At 36.5% G+C, this 16,668-nt stretch carries 17 protein-coding genes and 1 pseudogene; 6 read left to right on the top strand and 12 right to left on the bottom strand.

Annotated features, from left to right (window positions below):
* Positions 1-125 precede the first annotated feature (125 nt).
* Both O7776_RS07115 and O7776_RS07110 read left to right on the top strand, forming a co-directional pair.
* Positions 126-1,379, top strand: a complete 1,254-nt coding sequence (locus O7776_RS07115) for an MFS transporter (protein ID WP_274309893.1) — start codon at positions 126-128, stop codon at positions 1,377-1,379.
* A 4-nt stretch (positions 1,380-1,383) separates the two neighbouring features.
* Positions 1,384-2,661 carry an alkaline phosphatase family protein gene (locus O7776_RS07110; protein WP_274309892.1) on the top strand — a complete coding sequence of 426 codons (1,278 nt, stop codon included), beginning with the start codon at positions 1,384-1,386 and terminating at the stop codon, positions 2,659-2,661.
* Between the two features lie 53 nt (positions 2,662-2,714).
* Here the strand turns inward: O7776_RS07110 and O7776_RS07105 are convergent, their stop codons facing one another.
* The 5 genes from O7776_RS07105 to O7776_RS07085 form a co-directional block, all read right to left on the bottom strand.
* Entirely contained in the window at positions 2,715-3,254 is a 540-nt protein-coding gene (locus tag O7776_RS07105) for an ATP-dependent exonuclease (protein ID WP_274309891.1), read from the bottom strand.
* A gap of 59 nt (positions 3,255-3,313) precedes the next feature.
* Complete coding sequence (locus tag O7776_RS07100) at positions 3,314-3,736, bottom strand: DUF3021 family protein (protein WP_274309890.1); 423 nt, start codon at positions 3,734-3,736, stop codon at positions 3,314-3,316.
* Entirely contained in the window at positions 3,733-4,284 is a 552-nt protein-coding gene (locus O7776_RS07095) for a LytTR family DNA-binding domain-containing protein (RefSeq protein WP_274309889.1), read from the bottom strand. The genes O7776_RS07100 and O7776_RS07095 overlap by 4 nt, the downstream gene beginning before the upstream one ends.
* A gap of 171 nt (positions 4,285-4,455) precedes the next feature.
* Positions 4,456-5,748 (bottom strand): transglutaminase domain-containing protein, encoded by a 1,293-nt coding sequence (locus tag O7776_RS07090; protein WP_274309888.1) that lies wholly within the window; start codon positions 5,746-5,748, stop codon positions 4,456-4,458.
* Between the two features lie 401 nt (positions 5,749-6,149).
* Positions 6,150-7,049 carry a helix-turn-helix domain-containing protein gene (locus tag O7776_RS07085; RefSeq protein ID WP_274309887.1) on the bottom strand — a complete coding sequence of 300 codons (900 nt, stop codon included), beginning with the start codon at positions 7,047-7,049 and terminating at the stop codon, positions 6,150-6,152.
* A gap of 122 nt (positions 7,050-7,171) precedes the next feature.
* Here O7776_RS07085 and O7776_RS07080 point away from each other — a divergent pair, with 122 nt between their 5' ends.
* Together O7776_RS07080 and O7776_RS07075 are read left to right on the top strand one after the other, a co-directional pair.
* Positions 7,172-8,506 (top strand): amidohydrolase family protein, encoded by a 1,335-nt coding sequence (locus O7776_RS07080; RefSeq protein ID WP_274309886.1) that lies wholly within the window; start codon positions 7,172-7,174, stop codon positions 8,504-8,506.
* Between the two features lie 377 nt (positions 8,507-8,883).
* Positions 8,884-9,165 (top strand): hypothetical protein, encoded by a 282-nt coding sequence (locus tag O7776_RS07075; protein WP_274309885.1) that lies wholly within the window; start codon positions 8,884-8,886, stop codon positions 9,163-9,165.
* Between the two features lie 123 nt (positions 9,166-9,288).
* Here O7776_RS07075 and O7776_RS07070 read toward each other — a convergent pair whose 3' ends face one another.
* From O7776_RS07070 to O7776_RS07060, 3 genes are all read right to left on the bottom strand, one after another.
* Positions 9,289-9,819, bottom strand: a complete 531-nt coding sequence (locus O7776_RS07070) for a GrpB family protein (protein ID WP_274309884.1) — start codon at positions 9,817-9,819, stop codon at positions 9,289-9,291.
* Between the two features lie 267 nt (positions 9,820-10,086).
* Entirely contained in the window at positions 10,087-11,766 is a 1,680-nt protein-coding gene (locus tag O7776_RS07065) for a methyl-accepting chemotaxis protein (protein ID WP_274309883.1), read from the bottom strand.
* A 211-nt stretch (positions 11,767-11,977) separates the two neighbouring features.
* The gene (locus tag O7776_RS07060) at positions 11,978-13,231 is read right to left on the bottom strand and encodes a helix-turn-helix domain-containing protein (RefSeq protein ID WP_274309882.1); all 1,254 of its coding nucleotides are present in this window, start codon (positions 13,229-13,231) and stop codon (positions 11,978-11,980) included.
* A 192-nt stretch (positions 13,232-13,423) separates the two neighbouring features.
* Between O7776_RS07060 and O7776_RS07055 the strand changes: the two genes are divergently transcribed.
* Positions 13,424-14,710, top strand: a complete 1,287-nt coding sequence (locus O7776_RS07055; RefSeq protein WP_274309881.1) for an MFS transporter — start codon at positions 13,424-13,426, stop codon at positions 14,708-14,710.
* 154 nt (positions 14,711-14,864) lie between these two features.
* On the opposite strand, the gene O7776_RS07050 is transcribed toward O7776_RS07055, so the two are convergent.
* The 3 genes from O7776_RS07050 to O7776_RS07040 form a co-directional block, all read right to left on the bottom strand.
* Positions 14,865-15,074: a hypothetical protein gene (locus O7776_RS07050; RefSeq protein ID WP_241368462.1), complete on the bottom strand. Its 210-nt coding sequence runs from the start codon at positions 15,072-15,074 to the stop codon at positions 14,865-14,867.
* Between the two features lie 69 nt (positions 15,075-15,143).
* Complete coding sequence (locus O7776_RS07045) at positions 15,144-15,347, bottom strand: hypothetical protein (protein ID WP_274309880.1); 204 nt, start codon at positions 15,345-15,347, stop codon at positions 15,144-15,146.
* Positions 15,348-15,418: 71 nt separating this feature from the next.
* A complete protein-coding gene (locus tag O7776_RS07040) occupies positions 15,419-15,751 on the bottom strand; it encodes a redox protein (RefSeq protein WP_274309879.1) in 333 nt (110 codons plus the stop codon).
* A 93-nt stretch (positions 15,752-15,844) separates the two neighbouring features.
* On the opposite strand from O7776_RS07040, the gene O7776_RS07035 reads away from it, so the two are divergent.
* Positions 15,845-16,120, top strand: a complete 276-nt coding sequence (locus O7776_RS07035) for a hypothetical protein (RefSeq protein ID WP_274309878.1) — start codon at positions 15,845-15,847, stop codon at positions 16,118-16,120.
* A gap of 343 nt (positions 16,121-16,463) precedes the next feature.
* Here the strand turns inward: O7776_RS07035 and O7776_RS07030 are convergent.
* A pseudogene (locus O7776_RS07030) lies at positions 16,464-16,619 on the bottom strand (CagC family type IV secretion system protein); the annotation flags it as partial.
* Positions 16,620-16,668: the final 49 nt, after the last annotated feature.

The raw sequence follows: 16,668 nt of genomic DNA, 5'->3' as shown, positions 1-16,668 counted from the left end.
TAATTTAATGTAAAATTAACAGCTTCAATTTCCGTTACTTTCCATTCCGATGGTATAATATTCATCATAACGTAGACTTTTTTTCTAGTCGCACATGCGGCAAATACAGATATGAAGGGAGTTCAATGCATTTGAAGTTAACAAAAGAAGAAAAATCGTGGATACTGTATGATTGCGGGAATTCTGCTTATTCAATGGCCATTACAACCGCACTGTTTCCAATTGTCTTTGGTATGTTTAACGGTGTCAACAACATGGATTTGGGCTATTTTAATTCCCTTGCAAGTATTCTAGTAGCCATACTAAGCCCGATGCTCGGTGCATTTGCCGATTATAAGGACAAGAAAAAACGCTTCTTTACATTTTTCGCACTTGTAGGTATTTTTTCTACATTATCATTTGCGTTTATCACACCAGATAGTGGACAGTGGCAGCTCCTTATTGTGATGTACATTTTATCGTGCATCGGCTTTGCGGGCGCAAACATTTTCTATGATTCTTTTTTAGTCGATGTTACGACCGATGAAAAGATGGATAAAGTATCTTCATCCGGCTTTGCTTTCGGCTATATTTCTAGCGTTATACCATTCGGCATTAGTTTAGTCGTTATTTTTCTAATGGGCATGGACAAAGCAATCGGCTATCAAATTGGGTTCTTGATTACCGCGCTTTGGTGGGGGTTATTGACAATTCCAATGATCAAAGATGTGAAGCAGCGGCACTATATCGAGCCAGAGCCAAATCCGGTTGGAAATAGCTTTAAACGACTTGGTCAAACTTTTATGCAAATTAAAGATTATAAAATCGTCTTTACCTTTTTAATCGCATACTTTTTATACATTGATGGTGTGGATACAATCATTAAAATGGTTGTACCGTATGCGACAAGTGTTCTTGGTGCCGATTCATTCGATACATTTATGCTCCTTGGCATTTTACTTGTCATTCAAATTGTAGCATTCCCTTTTGCTCTACTTTACGGGTCGTTAGCCAAAAAATATTCAACACGTACGATGATTATCGTCGGCATATTAACGTATCTTGTGTCTTGTATAGCAGCCTTTTTCATTTCAGAAATGTGGCATATTTTCGTTCTTGGTGTAATGATTGGTTCCGCGCAAGGTGGTATCCAGGCGCTAAGCCGTTCGTATTACGGCAAAATTATTCCGAAAGAACGCTCGAATGAATTTTTCGGCTTCTACAATATTTTTGGCAAGTTCGCCGCGATTATCGGTCCATTTTTAATGGCACTAACAACGACATTAACAGGCGCGGCAAAATACAGTATTTTATCAATTATTCCGTTATTTATTTTAGGGCTCCTTGTATTTTTAATGCTACCAAAGGACGCAACATCACGCCCACAGACAGCGAGGTAATCGAATGGTTAAAAAATATTGTATCGTCATTTCGTACGATGCCTTTTCACAAGATAATTGGGCAGTGGCAAAAGAGCTACCCCATTTAAAAAGCTTAATCAAGCGCGGTGCAACAACGACAAACGTCAAAAGTGTATATCCGACATTAACATATGTCATTCATTCGTCGTATGTAACAGGCAATTACCCTGATAAGCACCGCGTGTTTCACAACAATCCGTTCCAGCCATTCGTACCGGAAATCGACCAAGACTGGCATTGGTTTTTAAGCGATATGAAAAGCCCGACCATTTTTGAAGCGGCACATAAAAAGGGCTTAAAAACCGCTGCGTTACTTTGGCCTGTTTCTGGTAAAGCGCCGATTACGTACAACATCCCCGAAATTCGTGCCGTACGTGGGGAAAATCAAGCGCTAAAAATCTTAAAAAATGGCAGTAAGCTTTATACATTGGTTTTAGAATTGAAGTACGGAAAAATTCGTCAAGGGATTGAGCAACCATACTTAGATGATTTCACTACTGCGTGCGCAGTGGATACAATTAAAAACAAAAAGCCTGAACTCTTTATGCTACATTTAATTGATTTAGATGACATCAAGCATATAAAAGGTACAAAGGGTACACATATAGATGAAGTATTAACACGAATGGATCGCCGTATTGGCGCGATTATCGACGCGACAAAAGTGGCGGGTACGTATGACGAAACGACCTTTATGATCGTTGGTGACCATAGTCAACTCGATGTACGTTATAAGGTGTATTTAAATCGCTTGTTTGCAGATCACGGGCTCATTTATGAAGAAGCAGGTATTCCGAAGTGGCGTGCCTATGTGCAGGCGGCAGGTGGTGCGGCGTATTTACATGTGCAACATGGAGATGATGATGCACGTGAATTAGCTCTTACCCTTTTACAAGAAGCGTTGCATGATGAACGATACGGCATTGAAGCCATTTTTGATAAGCAGAAGCTTGATGCTATGCATGTCGATCCACGCTTTGAAATGATGCTTGAAGCTAAGCAAGGCTACTGCTTTGATGACGACTATAAATGCGAGGCTGTAATTGACTTGCATGCACAGGGCAAGGTTTATGCAACACATGGCTACTTGCCGGGTAAGCCCGATTATACGAGCAACCTTATTATTGCAGGGCCGACCGTACAGCAAGGCTTAGATTTAGGTGAAGTAAACGTTGTTGATATTGGTCCAACAATTGCACGTATATTAGATTTACCGCTTGGTGAGACAGATGGGCGTGCACTAGTTGAGGCGTTTAAATAAAGAAAGGCTGCGAATCAAGTCGGATTAAAATCCAACACGAATGCAGCCTTTCTTTATTTCTTCTCATACTCATTAAAAGGTACATCTTGCTTATTCGCCATTTGGTAAATATAGCTAGTTGCCATTTCTTTATCCTCTGCAACAATTATTTCTTTCCCGTTTTTGCCTTTAAAAATGTATTGCCCTAATGAACCCGGCACATATTCAAGCACCACTTCATCTATTTCAGACCATTTTAACGTCTGCGAGCCGATTAGCAAATTTTTCTGTACTTGCGTTTCATTAATTGCTGTGTAATTTTCAGTGGAGCTATACAATGTAACGAGCCCAAAAATAATGAGTGCCAAACATCCAACATAAGTCGCTGCATGTCGCTTCCAGCTCAGTAATGCAAAGGCCGCTGCTAATAGGACAAATCCCATCATTATAAGCTTGACATTGCCCTTGAAGGAATAGATGTAAAACCATGAGCGATCCGTTAAAAATAAATCAGGCACGGTCATTGGTACAAAAATGGCAAAAAGCGGTGATATGACAAGACAAGTAATTGCGGCTAATGTAAATAATAGCCTCGGTGAATATTGCTTCAACATTTAGTTCTCCCCACCCTCCTTATATTCCAACTATATATAAATATACCATAAAATACCAATCAGTGCACGTTTTGTTTTAACAGCGCATTGATTTCTTCCGCATCTTTTTTCGCATTCACATAGTGGTAGTACCAATTGACAATGAAAATGGCAGATGTAAATGTTCCATATGTTAATATTTGCGAAACAGAAATTGTAATAATTTCAAGCCAAATAGAAATAACCATTATGGTCAAAATACTTGCGCCATAATGCAGCAGCACACGCTTATTATAGGAAATGTTCAATCTGTAAATGATATAACCCCCACCCCCAGTAACGATACTAACCATGAAAATGCCCAGTACGTATTGATCATAACGATTTTGCATCTGCTCAAAAATTTGCATTTGCCCATCCCAATACGCAATTAAAATCGATACCATGAAAATCATACACCCCACTGCAAACGAACCCATGATTGATTGGACAGCTTTTCTCATGAATACCACTCCTTTAACTTTTCTTTAAAGTATTTTCGGTAATTACGGCTAATACTTTCGTCCAAATCATTTTTGAGTGTCACATGAAGCATGCCACTAAAAGCCGCCTTTACCGATTGCACTGCTTCCAAATTGACAATGGCACTTTTAGAAATGCGAACAAAAGGCTCGCTTAAAATCTCTTCAAATTGTGCGAGCGTCATATTCGTTTCATGCCAAGTGCCATCTGTTAAATAGACACACACTTTCCTAACCTCTGTGCGAATTAACAAGATTTCCTGTTCTTCTATCAGTGCGATTTCTTTGCCCTTTAAAATCATGATCTTTTTTTGTTGTTCCTGCTCAAGCATTGCCACCACCTTTTCGATTCGCGGTGTCAGTTCCTGGGCTTTAATCTCGGCGATAGGCTTTGTATATTCAGGAGCAAGCAATACTTTTACGTCCATGTGTAAACCACCTTTCTTGCCATATTTCGTTATATAATCGCGATGTGTAACGTTATTTTTAGTATAAAGCAATTCACTGACAATAAAATGCATGTTAGCCATAAAAATCAACCTGTTAACTTAGCCAAACAAAAAATCCCCGTAAATTGTCATTTTGAAAATTTACGGAGATTGTTAAATTATGAAATAACGAATTTCGAACAGTCCTTTGCCCTATTCAAAATTCCTTTTGTACTTGTCTTAGCAAAAAAACGACATTTCATTTAGATCTCATCACCAATAATTGCTCGTTGCTGTTGCTGGATAGTCGTCACGATTCCAGGTGTGATCCTGTGCCATAGTTTCATCACTTAATAGAAAATAATTATAATGTACTTTTTCACCTTGGTCTGGTAAAGGGTCATTCCATGTAGTGTCTAAATGGTACCATTCTTCTCCCACCTTCACTAAATTCCATGCATGGGGACCGCCTGCATCACCAACGACATATTTTACTTCAACATCCAACGCCTCCAGCATAAGTAAGGCTGCTAAGGCATACCCCTCACAAACACCCTCGCCATTCATTAAAATCGAAAACGGTGTATGAGGACTCGCCGTACTATCAGCAGTATATTTAGTATTCTTCACTAAATAATCATTCACAAACTTTATTTTTTCAATTTCTGTCGCTGTAGTAGGTATCGATTCGGTTAGCTGTTTAATTTTTCCGTTTACCTTTGCATTTTCCTCGGCTGTTAAGTCATAGGCCATTTCTACCTGCCATTCAATTACTGAGCCATAATCGATGTATCTTGATGAACTTTCAGCAAATACACCCCAATAATACGGTTCATTTACTTCTAGCCATTTATAAACTTCATCAATTGTTGCACCAAAATCAGCCGTTTCTCCCGAATAGGGAATCGTAAAATTTTGTTCAAAATTTGCCATATGATAGGCCGTTGCCTGTGCAAGCTGCTCGACTGTCTCCACCCCTTCTGGATAAGCCGAATCTGAATAAACGGGGACAATATTTGAATTCGCTACTTCGTCATAGGACAGGGTAGCAACGCCTCGGTTTGGATCTATGAAATTCGTTAATAACTGATCTATGACATCGCTTGCATCATTTTTTAGTTTAATTTGCGCCTCTTGATTAATAGTTGGCATCGTTAAATCACTCGCCTTTACTTCATCAACGACAATTGAGCCAATGACAATCGTAAAAAACAACGTAACAAGCGCTGTCATCCCTTTTACTAACAAAAGCAACGATGAAATTAAGCGTGTTAGCGGATTTTGAATCATCCGATTGAGCTCGTTATTTACTTGGCGCTCATACTTTACCTGGTTTCTTTTATGGCGCTTCTTTGACGTAACAATAGCATGATTATACACTTGCTTATATACCTCAAATTGCTGCTCTTTATCGCCTTTTGCCAACCGAATCTCCTGCTTATTGTTGCGAATCCCTCGTTTTAATTGCTTCCGAATGTAACGTTGCAAAAAATAAGCACGATTCAATTTCCACCATAGCCATAGCACTATTAAAAATAGAATAGAAAAAATCACTACATTTTCCATTTCGTTTTATCACCCCCAAACATTTCGTCTACATATCCTATTAGAAAAACATAGCTTACTGCAAATTCTTGCGAAACACTAGCGCAGTTTATGTGAATTTCTTTGATTCCATTCTATATTACTGAAACGAATTATGGAGTCGTTTCGTTCTTATCAAAACACATATCGCGCAAATAGTCGTCTAAATAAATGACGGCATATTTTTTATTTTGATCCCCTCATTTATTTCCAATTATCACCTTTATATACCTTAAAAACAGCTCATGACTATAAGTTGGGGATGTTCACTTCTTATTAAAATATGGATTTATTATCAGATTAAAGAGGTATTTTTCGGTAATACGCACACAATATCGCCGTGCTTATCTCGGTGCGGATCTAAATAAATAAAGTCAACCCTATTAGATAATTCGGATAATTCGTAAAAGATATTGCTCGATATTGTTAGCTAACTTAGTAGAATTTAGGTCATTTAATATTCGAATCGCTTTTTTTATTTTTGCAATCCCTTCTTCTTTGTTACCTATTCTGATGTCATAGGCACCCTTCAACTCTAATAAGTGTTTTCTTTCTATTAAGTTGCTTTCTGGAAGGGCAATCTTCTCAAGATACGAGATAAACTCCATAAATTCCTTTTTGTATGTAAATTCTTCGTGAAATCGATTCACAGAACCCAGTAAAAAAATAATGGTATTAAAAAGCACAGCTGTGATCGATTCATTCACCTTTTTAAAGTCTTGAAAGCGAGCACTTTTCTCATAGGCGGTTCTGGATAACATAATAACCATATCCGGTTCGAGTAAAAGTAATGTTCCATTATAAAGTGATAATTCATAATATCCCCAAACCTCTACCCGAAATAAGTAATCGGAAAGGAGGGAAATATCATATTCCTTTATTCCTTCATCCATATATTTACTATCTACGATACTTTCATAAACTTCAAGTAACATTGCATTAAAATGATATGTTTCAACACCGTATTGCTTCCATTTATTTAATGCTGTGTTTTTCAGCTGCTTTAGTTGATTGACATCTCTATTTAAATACGCTGTTCTAGCCGCATTAAAAAATTGTTCTAGTTGATCATGCTGATAATCGTGATGTATAAATAAGAACTCATCAAAATTCATCATTAACTTTTCTAACAACCTTGTCATAAGACTAAGCGTGATATCGGAATCCCCACGTTCAAACTTTGATAAAAAAGAAACAGAACAGATGTTATCGGCTAGCTTCTTTAAGGTTATTCCTTTTTGTTGTCGAATCATTCTTAGCGTTTTTCCATATTCTACCGACACGTATATCCCCCCTGAAACAAAACATTCCACTATATGACAATTTTGAAAACCTATTGTTTTAATCAATATACAATAAAACCATAAGAAGAAATATATGGAATATCACGAAGGAGGAATTAAAAATGGAACAATTATTAATCAAAAATGGAACGATTATTGATGTGGAGAATGGGGGATCTTTTATCGGGGCAATTGAAATTGAAGGGAATAAGATTAAAAGAATGATAAAACAGTCTGATGCATTACCTGAAGGCGTAGCAACACTTGATGCAAAAGGAAAATATATCATTCCAGGTCTAATCGATATGCATTGTCATATTAACGAAAGATACGCACCACATTTTGTTGCATCAGGGGTAACAACAGTACGGAATGCAGCGGGTAATGTGATCTTACTTCAAAATTTAATTGAAAAACCGGATCATGCACCGACTCCAAGAGTGTACGCTTCAGATCGAATGATTGACGGTACCCCTGGACAATGGGGACCAACTAGCTATGGTAATTTCGTTACAGATGATCCAGAAGAAGCGCGGAAAGAAGTCCGTAGACAAGTAGAAGTGGGAGCAAAGTTTGTTAAATTGTATGGATGGATCAAAAAAGAGGTTATGGCAGCGGCTGTAGATGAGGCGAAGAAGTACAACTTGGAAGTTACCTGTGATTTAATGAATTCAAAAGAGTTAACAGCTTTAGATGCAGCTGAATTAGGTGTTAATTGGATTGAACATGCATCTGGTTTTGCACAAGAAATTTATAAAGGTTGGAATCCATTAGTAGACCAAGAGGAATGGAGTCATATCGATTGGGAAAACCCGGATCAAGAAAAAATAAAGGAACTTTGTGAGAAAATGTTGAGTTACAATGTAAAACTATGCCCAACAATGGTAGTTTTCGATCAATCTATGCAATATCCTAACATTTGGTCACCTAAAAATAATGTGATCGAATCTCTTGTTAAGTTAAATTTAATGATGGATGAGTGGAATAAGAATACACAGTATGTTGATTCTATAAAATCAAGGACTGCCATTATAAATAATTTAACAAAAGCAATCGCTAAAACCTATTATGATATGGGAGGAACGGTGGTTGCTGGAACCGATACCCCAGCATTATTGTTTACTTACCCAGGAATGGCTATACACCGCGAACTTGAAATATTTGTCGAGATTGGTTTTACCGAATTAGAGGCTCTACAGGCAGCGACTGTGAATGCGGCTAATTCAATTAATTTAAATGATATTGGAACACTGCAAGAAGGAAAAATTGCAGATCTAGTCATCCTAAGCAACAATCCACTAGAAAATATTAAACATACACAGGATATCGAATTCATCGTTAAAGGTGGAAAAGTATACAACGAAGAAGAAATTCTAAGAAGTATTCCAAGTGAAGAAGAATTTAATAAATCTATGCAGGCTTTTATGGAGAAATGGGAAGCGGCTTGTGTAGATTAAACTAAGCAAGCATCATGTAATAGATGGTATGTAAATAGACAAACAACGGTGGATTAGCATATAGTGCAGATCCACCGTTGTTTTTTTACATCGCTTCCTATTGCCTTGTTTCGACAAGATGCTCTGGAAGAAGTGTTTGTTTTGTGATAATAAAGTTGTTTAAATCATTAAAAAGTAACAAAGTCATTCAAAATAAAATATCTCAAGTTATATAATAAACGGGCCAGTTTGTTGAAGATCCATTTAAGGAAATGAGATGATCCCATAGTTAAAATCAAGTTTTTTGGAGGATGATATGGAAGGATCTGAAAGTCGGCAAATAAATAATCTGTTTGTGATATAATAATAATAATAAGTCTTTGTTTTAGGAGGATCATATGAGCTTGATAGCGCAACATCCTTATATAAAAATAGAAAGAAAAGTGACAAGTATTGAACAGTTTGAAATTGAACATAACCGAAGCATTTACTTATACAATGATAAGGTCGTTACACAGTATAGAGAGTTTCCGATTAAGGATGTGATGGATTTTTCTTATCGAGAAATTGCAAATCAAGGTGGTATTCTCTATTTACATTCGCTACAAGGTGTATTTACGTATATCGTGAAATCTTCACCAGAAGCTTTTATCGCAGCATATAGAGCATATTTCAAGTAAAGGTTGCAATAAGAAAAGCGTAGAGCGCACTGCTTGGTTATGACGCAAAGAATTTACTGTTTGAATACCTTGCGTGAGTCACTATTCGACCGTGTTCTTTAGCAAAACTAAAAAATTCCATTATTACTCCTCCATTTTTGAAAATATCGATTGAATAAATTGCTCCTTAAATTCTGTATATGCATTAATTCCATTCAAATTTGTAGAAAAGAAATCATTTTTCAAGGCTTGATATTGATTCTTTACCTCTTCATTTGCATTCAAGTAATCTCTAAAAAAGAGCATTTGATTCCACTTTTCTTTATTGAGTTCCACGATATGAAGAAAATGCGTTTTCGTTTCAAAGGATTCATCCGTAAACTTAGCACAGACAATTTCATTTGGTCTCTGTACCTGTAATCGATAAAAACCCGCTTTTCGCAGATTCGAAAAAAATGCTTTATCTAACAAATTTAGATTTTTTACACCGATTAAAATATCAATTATTGGTTTTGCCTGAATCCCTTCAATGGACGTACTTCCAATATGCTCGATTTGACTGCCCTGCAGCTTTACACATTCTATTAACTCCTTTTTGACAATAAGAAAAGCACTTTTCCAATTCTCATTATACGGAACCAATTTCACTTCATCTTTTTTCAACCCTAAATTCATAGCACTCTTCCCCTTCTATTTTTAATCATTTTAGAACCCCAAGAAAACACATACAAGTCTGTGAATAATAGGTTAATTATATAAAAATAAATTTAGAAATGTTGGAAATGGGAACACTTTCACTATTTGAAATCTTTTCAGTTAGTTTACTAACAACTAATATTGGCAATACACAAAAAGACACAAACAATGTTAAAACATCATTTTGTGTCTTTTTTTATGAACACTGTTTATGCCGTTTTGTAACAGGCCGTAACGTAATTATGCTTAATATTTAAACGATTGAATCGATTCTTGAAGTTCTACAGCCATTTCTGCTAAATAAGTTGACGCGGCTGCTACTTCTTCCATCGCCGCATTTTGCTCCTCGGAAGCGGCTGCCACACTTTGAATACTATCACTAGAATTCACGGTTACTTCATTAATATCATTGATTTCTCCAACTAGCTTCTCGACATCGCTCAGTACCTCTTTAATTGCTTGCGTTACAGCCTTTGTTTCCTCTTCAACTTGGTCAATGGCCGCATCAATTTTCAGGAAGTTTTCACGTGTTTCTTCTACTTTTTCCTTCCCAATATCTACGGATTGATCATTATTCGTAATATCCTCTTCAATGATACGCGTACTTTCCACTATATTTTGTACCACTTGTTCAATTTCCGTTGCCGCAATATTGGATTCATCTGCCAGCTTTCGAACTTCACTCGCAACGACCGCAAAACCTTTCCCTGCTTCCCCTGCTCGTGCTGCTTCAATCGACGCATTAAGCGCCAATAAATTCGTTTGATCAGCAATATTTTTAATCACTTGTACGGCTGAAGCAATAGCACTTGTATTACCATCCAATTCTTTCACACGAACATTTAATTCCGATGTATTGTCACTAATAATATCCATTTGCCCAATAACATTACGTACCGATTGACGACCCGCCGTAATTTTTTCCTTCGTATAAGCAGAAGCACTATTTACTTGTTCAATGCTCTCTGAAATATCAAACACTTTTTTCATTATATGGTCCGAAAATGCTTTCGAATCACTTGTCATTTGTTGTTGATCACCCATTCCAAGTGAAATTTCTTGAATGGATTCCGTTACTACCTCTGTTGCCTTACTAACTTCCATACTGCTCGCTGTTAATTGTTGCGATGTGCCCGCAACTTGCTCTGACGAATTCCCCACCTGACGCATCGTGTCACGTAAGCGGTCTGCCATTGCATTGAATGAGCTCGCAAGCTGTCCAAATTCATCCTTGGAAGTAACTTTTAATTTCGTTAGTAAATTGCCTTGTGCAAATTCATTCATACCCGCCATAACAGATTGCATGTTCAGTGCAATTCGACGTGCAAAAATAGTCGAAATAGCTATGCTAACAATAATCGAGATAAGCGCGAGAGCTACCGTTTCAATAAACGTTGTACGCATTTGTTCCTTAGAATGAGCAATCAGTTGATTTATTTCTTCATTTACTTCATTCGCCATCGACTTTCCAAATTCTACAAGCTCTTGAGACCCAGCGCCAAGTACTGGCTTTGCTACTTTTTGAGCTTCAGCCATCTTGTTGGCGTCCATTAACGGTAAAATTTCATTATCAATTGAGCCTTCCCATGCAGCTAGCTTTTGTTCGAATTCGGCAAATTTATCACTTTCCGCCCCCATATTTTTTAGCTGTTCAACCGAAGCAGCAAGCGTGTCGCGGATTTCATAATGGTTGGCACGCATATTATCTTCCTTGTATAGCATATAGCCTCGAATTGCTGCGTTGGCACGAACTGTTTGGAACGCGACATCATTATATAAATTACCCATTTTTGTATCTTGATCAATGCTATCTAGCGTTTTGTTATGTTCATTTAAGCTGTATAAAATTACTGCGGCAAAAAGCATCAGTAATGCTAACACTACCCCAAATGATAACTGTAATTTTGCCTTTACATTTAACTTCATTACAATATCTCCATTCTTATTTTTCATACGAAACCAACAAATTAACCATATAATTTACAAGTTCCGTCAATTTATGTAGCAAATATATCACATATTTATATTATTTTTCAGAATTTTATCGAACATTTTTCGACATTTACACTAAATATTACTAAATAAATTTAGATAAAAAAACGCCCATTACCCAAAAAATTTGAGCAATGGAACGTTATTAATTTTTCATAATTTTTGTATATGCATCGTCAATAAATGTCTTATCAAGCGATGAGGCGAAGTCTTTCACACCATTTGCCGCGTATAAAATGTCGCGCTTGGCATTTTCTACATCACCCTGCGCCAAATAACAAAGTGCACGAATAGCAAAAGAGCGATAAATGCGCGCTGCGTCCAATGGATGATGGAAAATTTCAGGACCAGCAATATCCTTTAATAGTGCATAGGCTTCTTCTACTTGTTGCAAATGATAATGCGCATAGGCCTGCTCTCCGACTATAAACTGATCTAATTGCGTTCGAATTTTGGTAGCAAAATTCCGATAATTAAATTCTGTTGAAATTACTCGTTCATAATCATTTTCAATTTGATTCCAATACGCCAATTGCAATAAGTCCTCCATAACCAAATCAAGCGGATCTTGCAAAATAACTGAAAACGCACGAATTTTATCTAAATAAGTTTGCGCCTTTTCCCCGTCTCTCTTGTTCAACTGCATAAAAAATAAATAGCGATAAAAATCATTTATGCGATACAATATTTTTTTCTCATGCGCAATTTTTAATGACAGCTGCAAATATTTTTCTGATTCTGCCTCATTATTATGTGCAGCGTAGATAACAGTTAAATTATAGTATAAATCCAATTTTTCGATTTCACCTATAAATCCATCAAACTGCTCAATGTATTCAACACCCTTTAGCATCCAATTAATAGCGTTTTCATAGTTTTTCCAATTAAATTCTATACCACCGAGGTCACCATAGCGTTTCACTACTTTTGAATGTGCATAAATTTGCTTATAGCGCTCAATACAGCTTTCAAAGCCCGCTGTTTCACGTGTCATTTCTAAGTAGTAACGCATTAAATGATACATATCCGTCAAGCGAATTTCTTCAAATGTATTGCCATTTAACTTGTCCTCTTTGATATAGGGCTCGACTAGCGAATAAATTTCTTCACATTTTGCACGATGCTCATCATCTTCATATATTTTTTTCAATTCTGTCGCTAATGCTTCTACTCTTAAATAAAACTCTTTCAGTTCCTGAGAATTCTTCGACTGCATCAACTCTGACACATCAATACCCAGCTGCTTTGCAATATGTTGCAAGCTTTCCATTGAAGGCTGGGCTTTGCCGTTTTCAATTAAACTGAGCATCCCTTTTGATAGCCTGTCCCCTGCTACTTGTGCAAGCGTCATTTTTCGTTCTTTACGTAGCTGTTTAATTTTTTCACCAATATTAATCACGTTGCCACCTCACTACAAACAGTGTAACAAATCCACATGACGAAAGAAATATTTTAATACAATTAAACAATATGTAAGAGAATTTAATTTTAAAACTAAAATATTTTTAATTAAATTAAACTTTGTGGTTGCTATTATTCAAATCATCCGTTATGATAAGTTTAATAAGATTAAACAAAAGGGGTATTGCACATGAATGAACAGGCAAAATTAAAAAAAGCGACCTACCATTTATACACATTTCTAGTGAGTAAAATGATCGGTTCGCTTGGGTCACATGTTTATAGTTTTGGTATTAGTATGTATATCTTATCGTTAACGGGTTCATCGTTAAGCTTTGCGTTCAATATTATTTTAAGCTATTTGCCACGTACAATTATGGCACCAATTGCGGGAATATTAGGGGATCGCATGTCTCGAAAAAAACTGGTGCTAGGTGGGCAGGCAGGCGTCATCTTAACAGTTGCGACACTTCTGCTTTATACACAACAATTTGGTTTATCATTGGCAGCAATTTATACCGCTACCGTGTTTAATAGCATTTTCAGCACATTCACAAGTGTTGCATTTTCTGCATCTATTGCCAATTTAGTTGATGAAACAAGAATCCAAAAGGCGATGAGCTTTAACCAACTAGCGTTTTCAGTATCTGGAATTGGTGGTCCGATTTTTGGCGGAATGTTATTTGGCTTCGTATCAATGGAAATTTTCTTATCAATTTTCATCATCGCTTCAATAATTACACTTACTTTAGAAGCAACTATGAATTTCCAGCTGTATAAAAAACAACAAGCAACGACAGATTCCCAAAAAGAAACAATGTTCGAAAGCTTTAAAGCTGGATTCCGCTATGTCAATAAAAAACCAGTAATCAAAGCCATCTTATGGACTGCACTATGGTTAAATTTATTTTTCACTTCCGTTAACGTTGGTCATAATTTCATTTTACTAACGTTATTACAGATTGATCCGAAATTAATTGGGATCATTGAAGCAGGAGGAGCTATCGGGGTATTCATCACATCCATTTATTTCGCTTCTCGTTCGACTGTTAAATTTCCATTATTGCTCGTAAAACGCTCGACATTTTTAATGGCATTACTTGTTATATTTGTTGGTTTACCATTATTCTTTGATTTTTCAAGCATGATGAATTTCATTTATTACTTTATCATTATGTTTATTTTCGGTGGACTTGGTGTCATTACTAATACCCCAATTGGCGTCATGATGCAAACAACTATTGATGAGGAATATCGTGGTCGTGTTTTTGGAATTGTTGAAATGATGGCGATGAGTGCGATGCCGATTGGAACACTTGCTTACGGATTTTTATATGACTTCGTACCAGCGCAATACATTTTACTTGTTAGCGGTTTAATTTTAATACTGATTGTAATTCTATTATTACGCACATCCATTATTGAAATGGCTCACCCTGAACTCAAAAAGGCAAACGCTGAGCCAGTAATTGAATAATTGCACTTTACCAATATTAATGGGAAAATCAATTATCGCTCGTCAAATGGCAAAAGGTCTATCCTGAAATCACTTTCTGGATAGACCCTTTTATATTTGGTAGTTTTATGTAACCACCACTGCCCCTTCAATACAGGCTTATGCTTATAATTAATTAGCGTGATTCCTTAGGTGGCTGACAAACTTCACATTTTTGTTGCTTATTTTCTTTAAATTTCTTCCACGGTTTTTGAAAGGTATTGCCACAAGCACATTGAAAATCAAGCTTTTGTGAAAAACCTTTAAATTCTGTTGAAAGTAATTTCGTATCTGTATTTTTTTCTACGTATTCACGAATCGAATGGATTGTCCATTTTTTACTCATTGTCGTTTACACCTCCACGAATCATTCATTATAGCACGAATTCATGTGATGTGGCACATCTTAATCCATTCAGTCACATATATCGATTAGTTCCTTTACAACCGAAGCCGATACTTGCAACGCCTCTTTTTCTTCTATTAATAAATCCAGTTCTACAATATTTTCTATCCCATTGCCACCTAAAATCGCCGGTACACCTAAGCATAAATGATTATAGCCGTATTGCCCCTGTAAATAAGCCACACTTGGAATAATGCGTTTTTCATCCCGCATAATAACCTCGGCCATTATTTCTCAAAAAAAAGATTGAAAAGAAGCAATTTCTTTTCAATCACAATACTGATTTATTTGATTAGCCAGTCCATTACAAAACCTAGCCCTTTAAATGCGAAATAAATCGCAAGTATACCTAGGCCCAAAAATGCTATACAGCCAAACATTCCTGAATACATAAAGAATTTTACATTTGGTCCTTTACGTTTCCCCCACTCCTCTTTGTTGTCACTTGTTACTTTATTTACAGCGTCACAGTTTGGGCATTTTTCTAGATATGTACGTGTTTCAGATTTTTTACCATTTATAACTTGAACTGCTGTCGCAAAAGTTGCTGTTTCAAAATCAATGATCATCATTTCATGACAGTTGTGACATTCAATTTGTTGTTTTTTCGCTTCCAATGTTCATCCCCCCTTAGCTTCGTTGTAAATTGTAGGCTCATTTTATTATATCCTTGCATATACTAGCTAAACCTAATGCTAGGAGGAAGCTTATTGAGTAAACGCTCACGGTCGAATAATGAGCAATCACTAGAAGTTTTAGCTGCGCAATTTGAGTATGCTAGCGTCGCTGTCATAACTATTGGAAATATTTTAGCCACTATTTCTGCTGGCATTACATTACGTTTATTAGAGGAGGCATCTTCCACTTCCTCTAACTCAAAATCAACTAATAGTAATCTGTTTAATTTTGAAGTAGAGCAAATGCAACGCCAAATGGACGATCTTATTGGCGAAATGCAGAATCTCAAAAGAATGATGCAACGTTAATCGCGGTCAAACAGATATTTACGTGAATCGTCCTCAATGCGTCGTTCACAGGTGTCACACGAAATATTTGCATGACGATTCACTTTATATTGCTGGTATTTTTTTGTGCCTTCTCGCAAGAAAAAGGGCTTGCGGCAATAACGGCAAATCGTTTCATATGTAAACATAAGATTCACATTCCTTTCAACAGTATCCAAATCCTTATTATAAAACTTTTTCCACTATAAAACACCTTTTCCCACGTCCTTTAGAGGAACTGAGTCATGCAAGATTAGAAGCTTCATTTTGGATGAAAAATACACTAACCCAATTATATATTCTCGGGATATAGACTTTTTTTCTTTTATGCTAATGCCGCTAAAGTACAAACAAGCTTAGCGCTCTCATTCTTCTCATGCGGATCATTTGCTGATGGCATGCGCTTAATAATAATAAATAAAGTTGCACAAATACCAACTAAAGCGACAAGTGCAGTTAAAATGCCCTTCAAGACATTCGCTGCATTTGTGAGCTAAGCTTGGATTTGCCTATCTGAGGCGATAAACAAA

The organism is Solibacillus daqui (genome assembly GCF_028747805.1).
Lineage (GTDB): Bacteria > Bacillota > Bacilli > Bacillales_A > Planococcaceae > Solibacillus > Solibacillus daqui.
The sequence above is the reverse complement of the archived record's forward strand: the minus strand, read 5'-3'. Positions and strand labels throughout refer to the sequence as shown.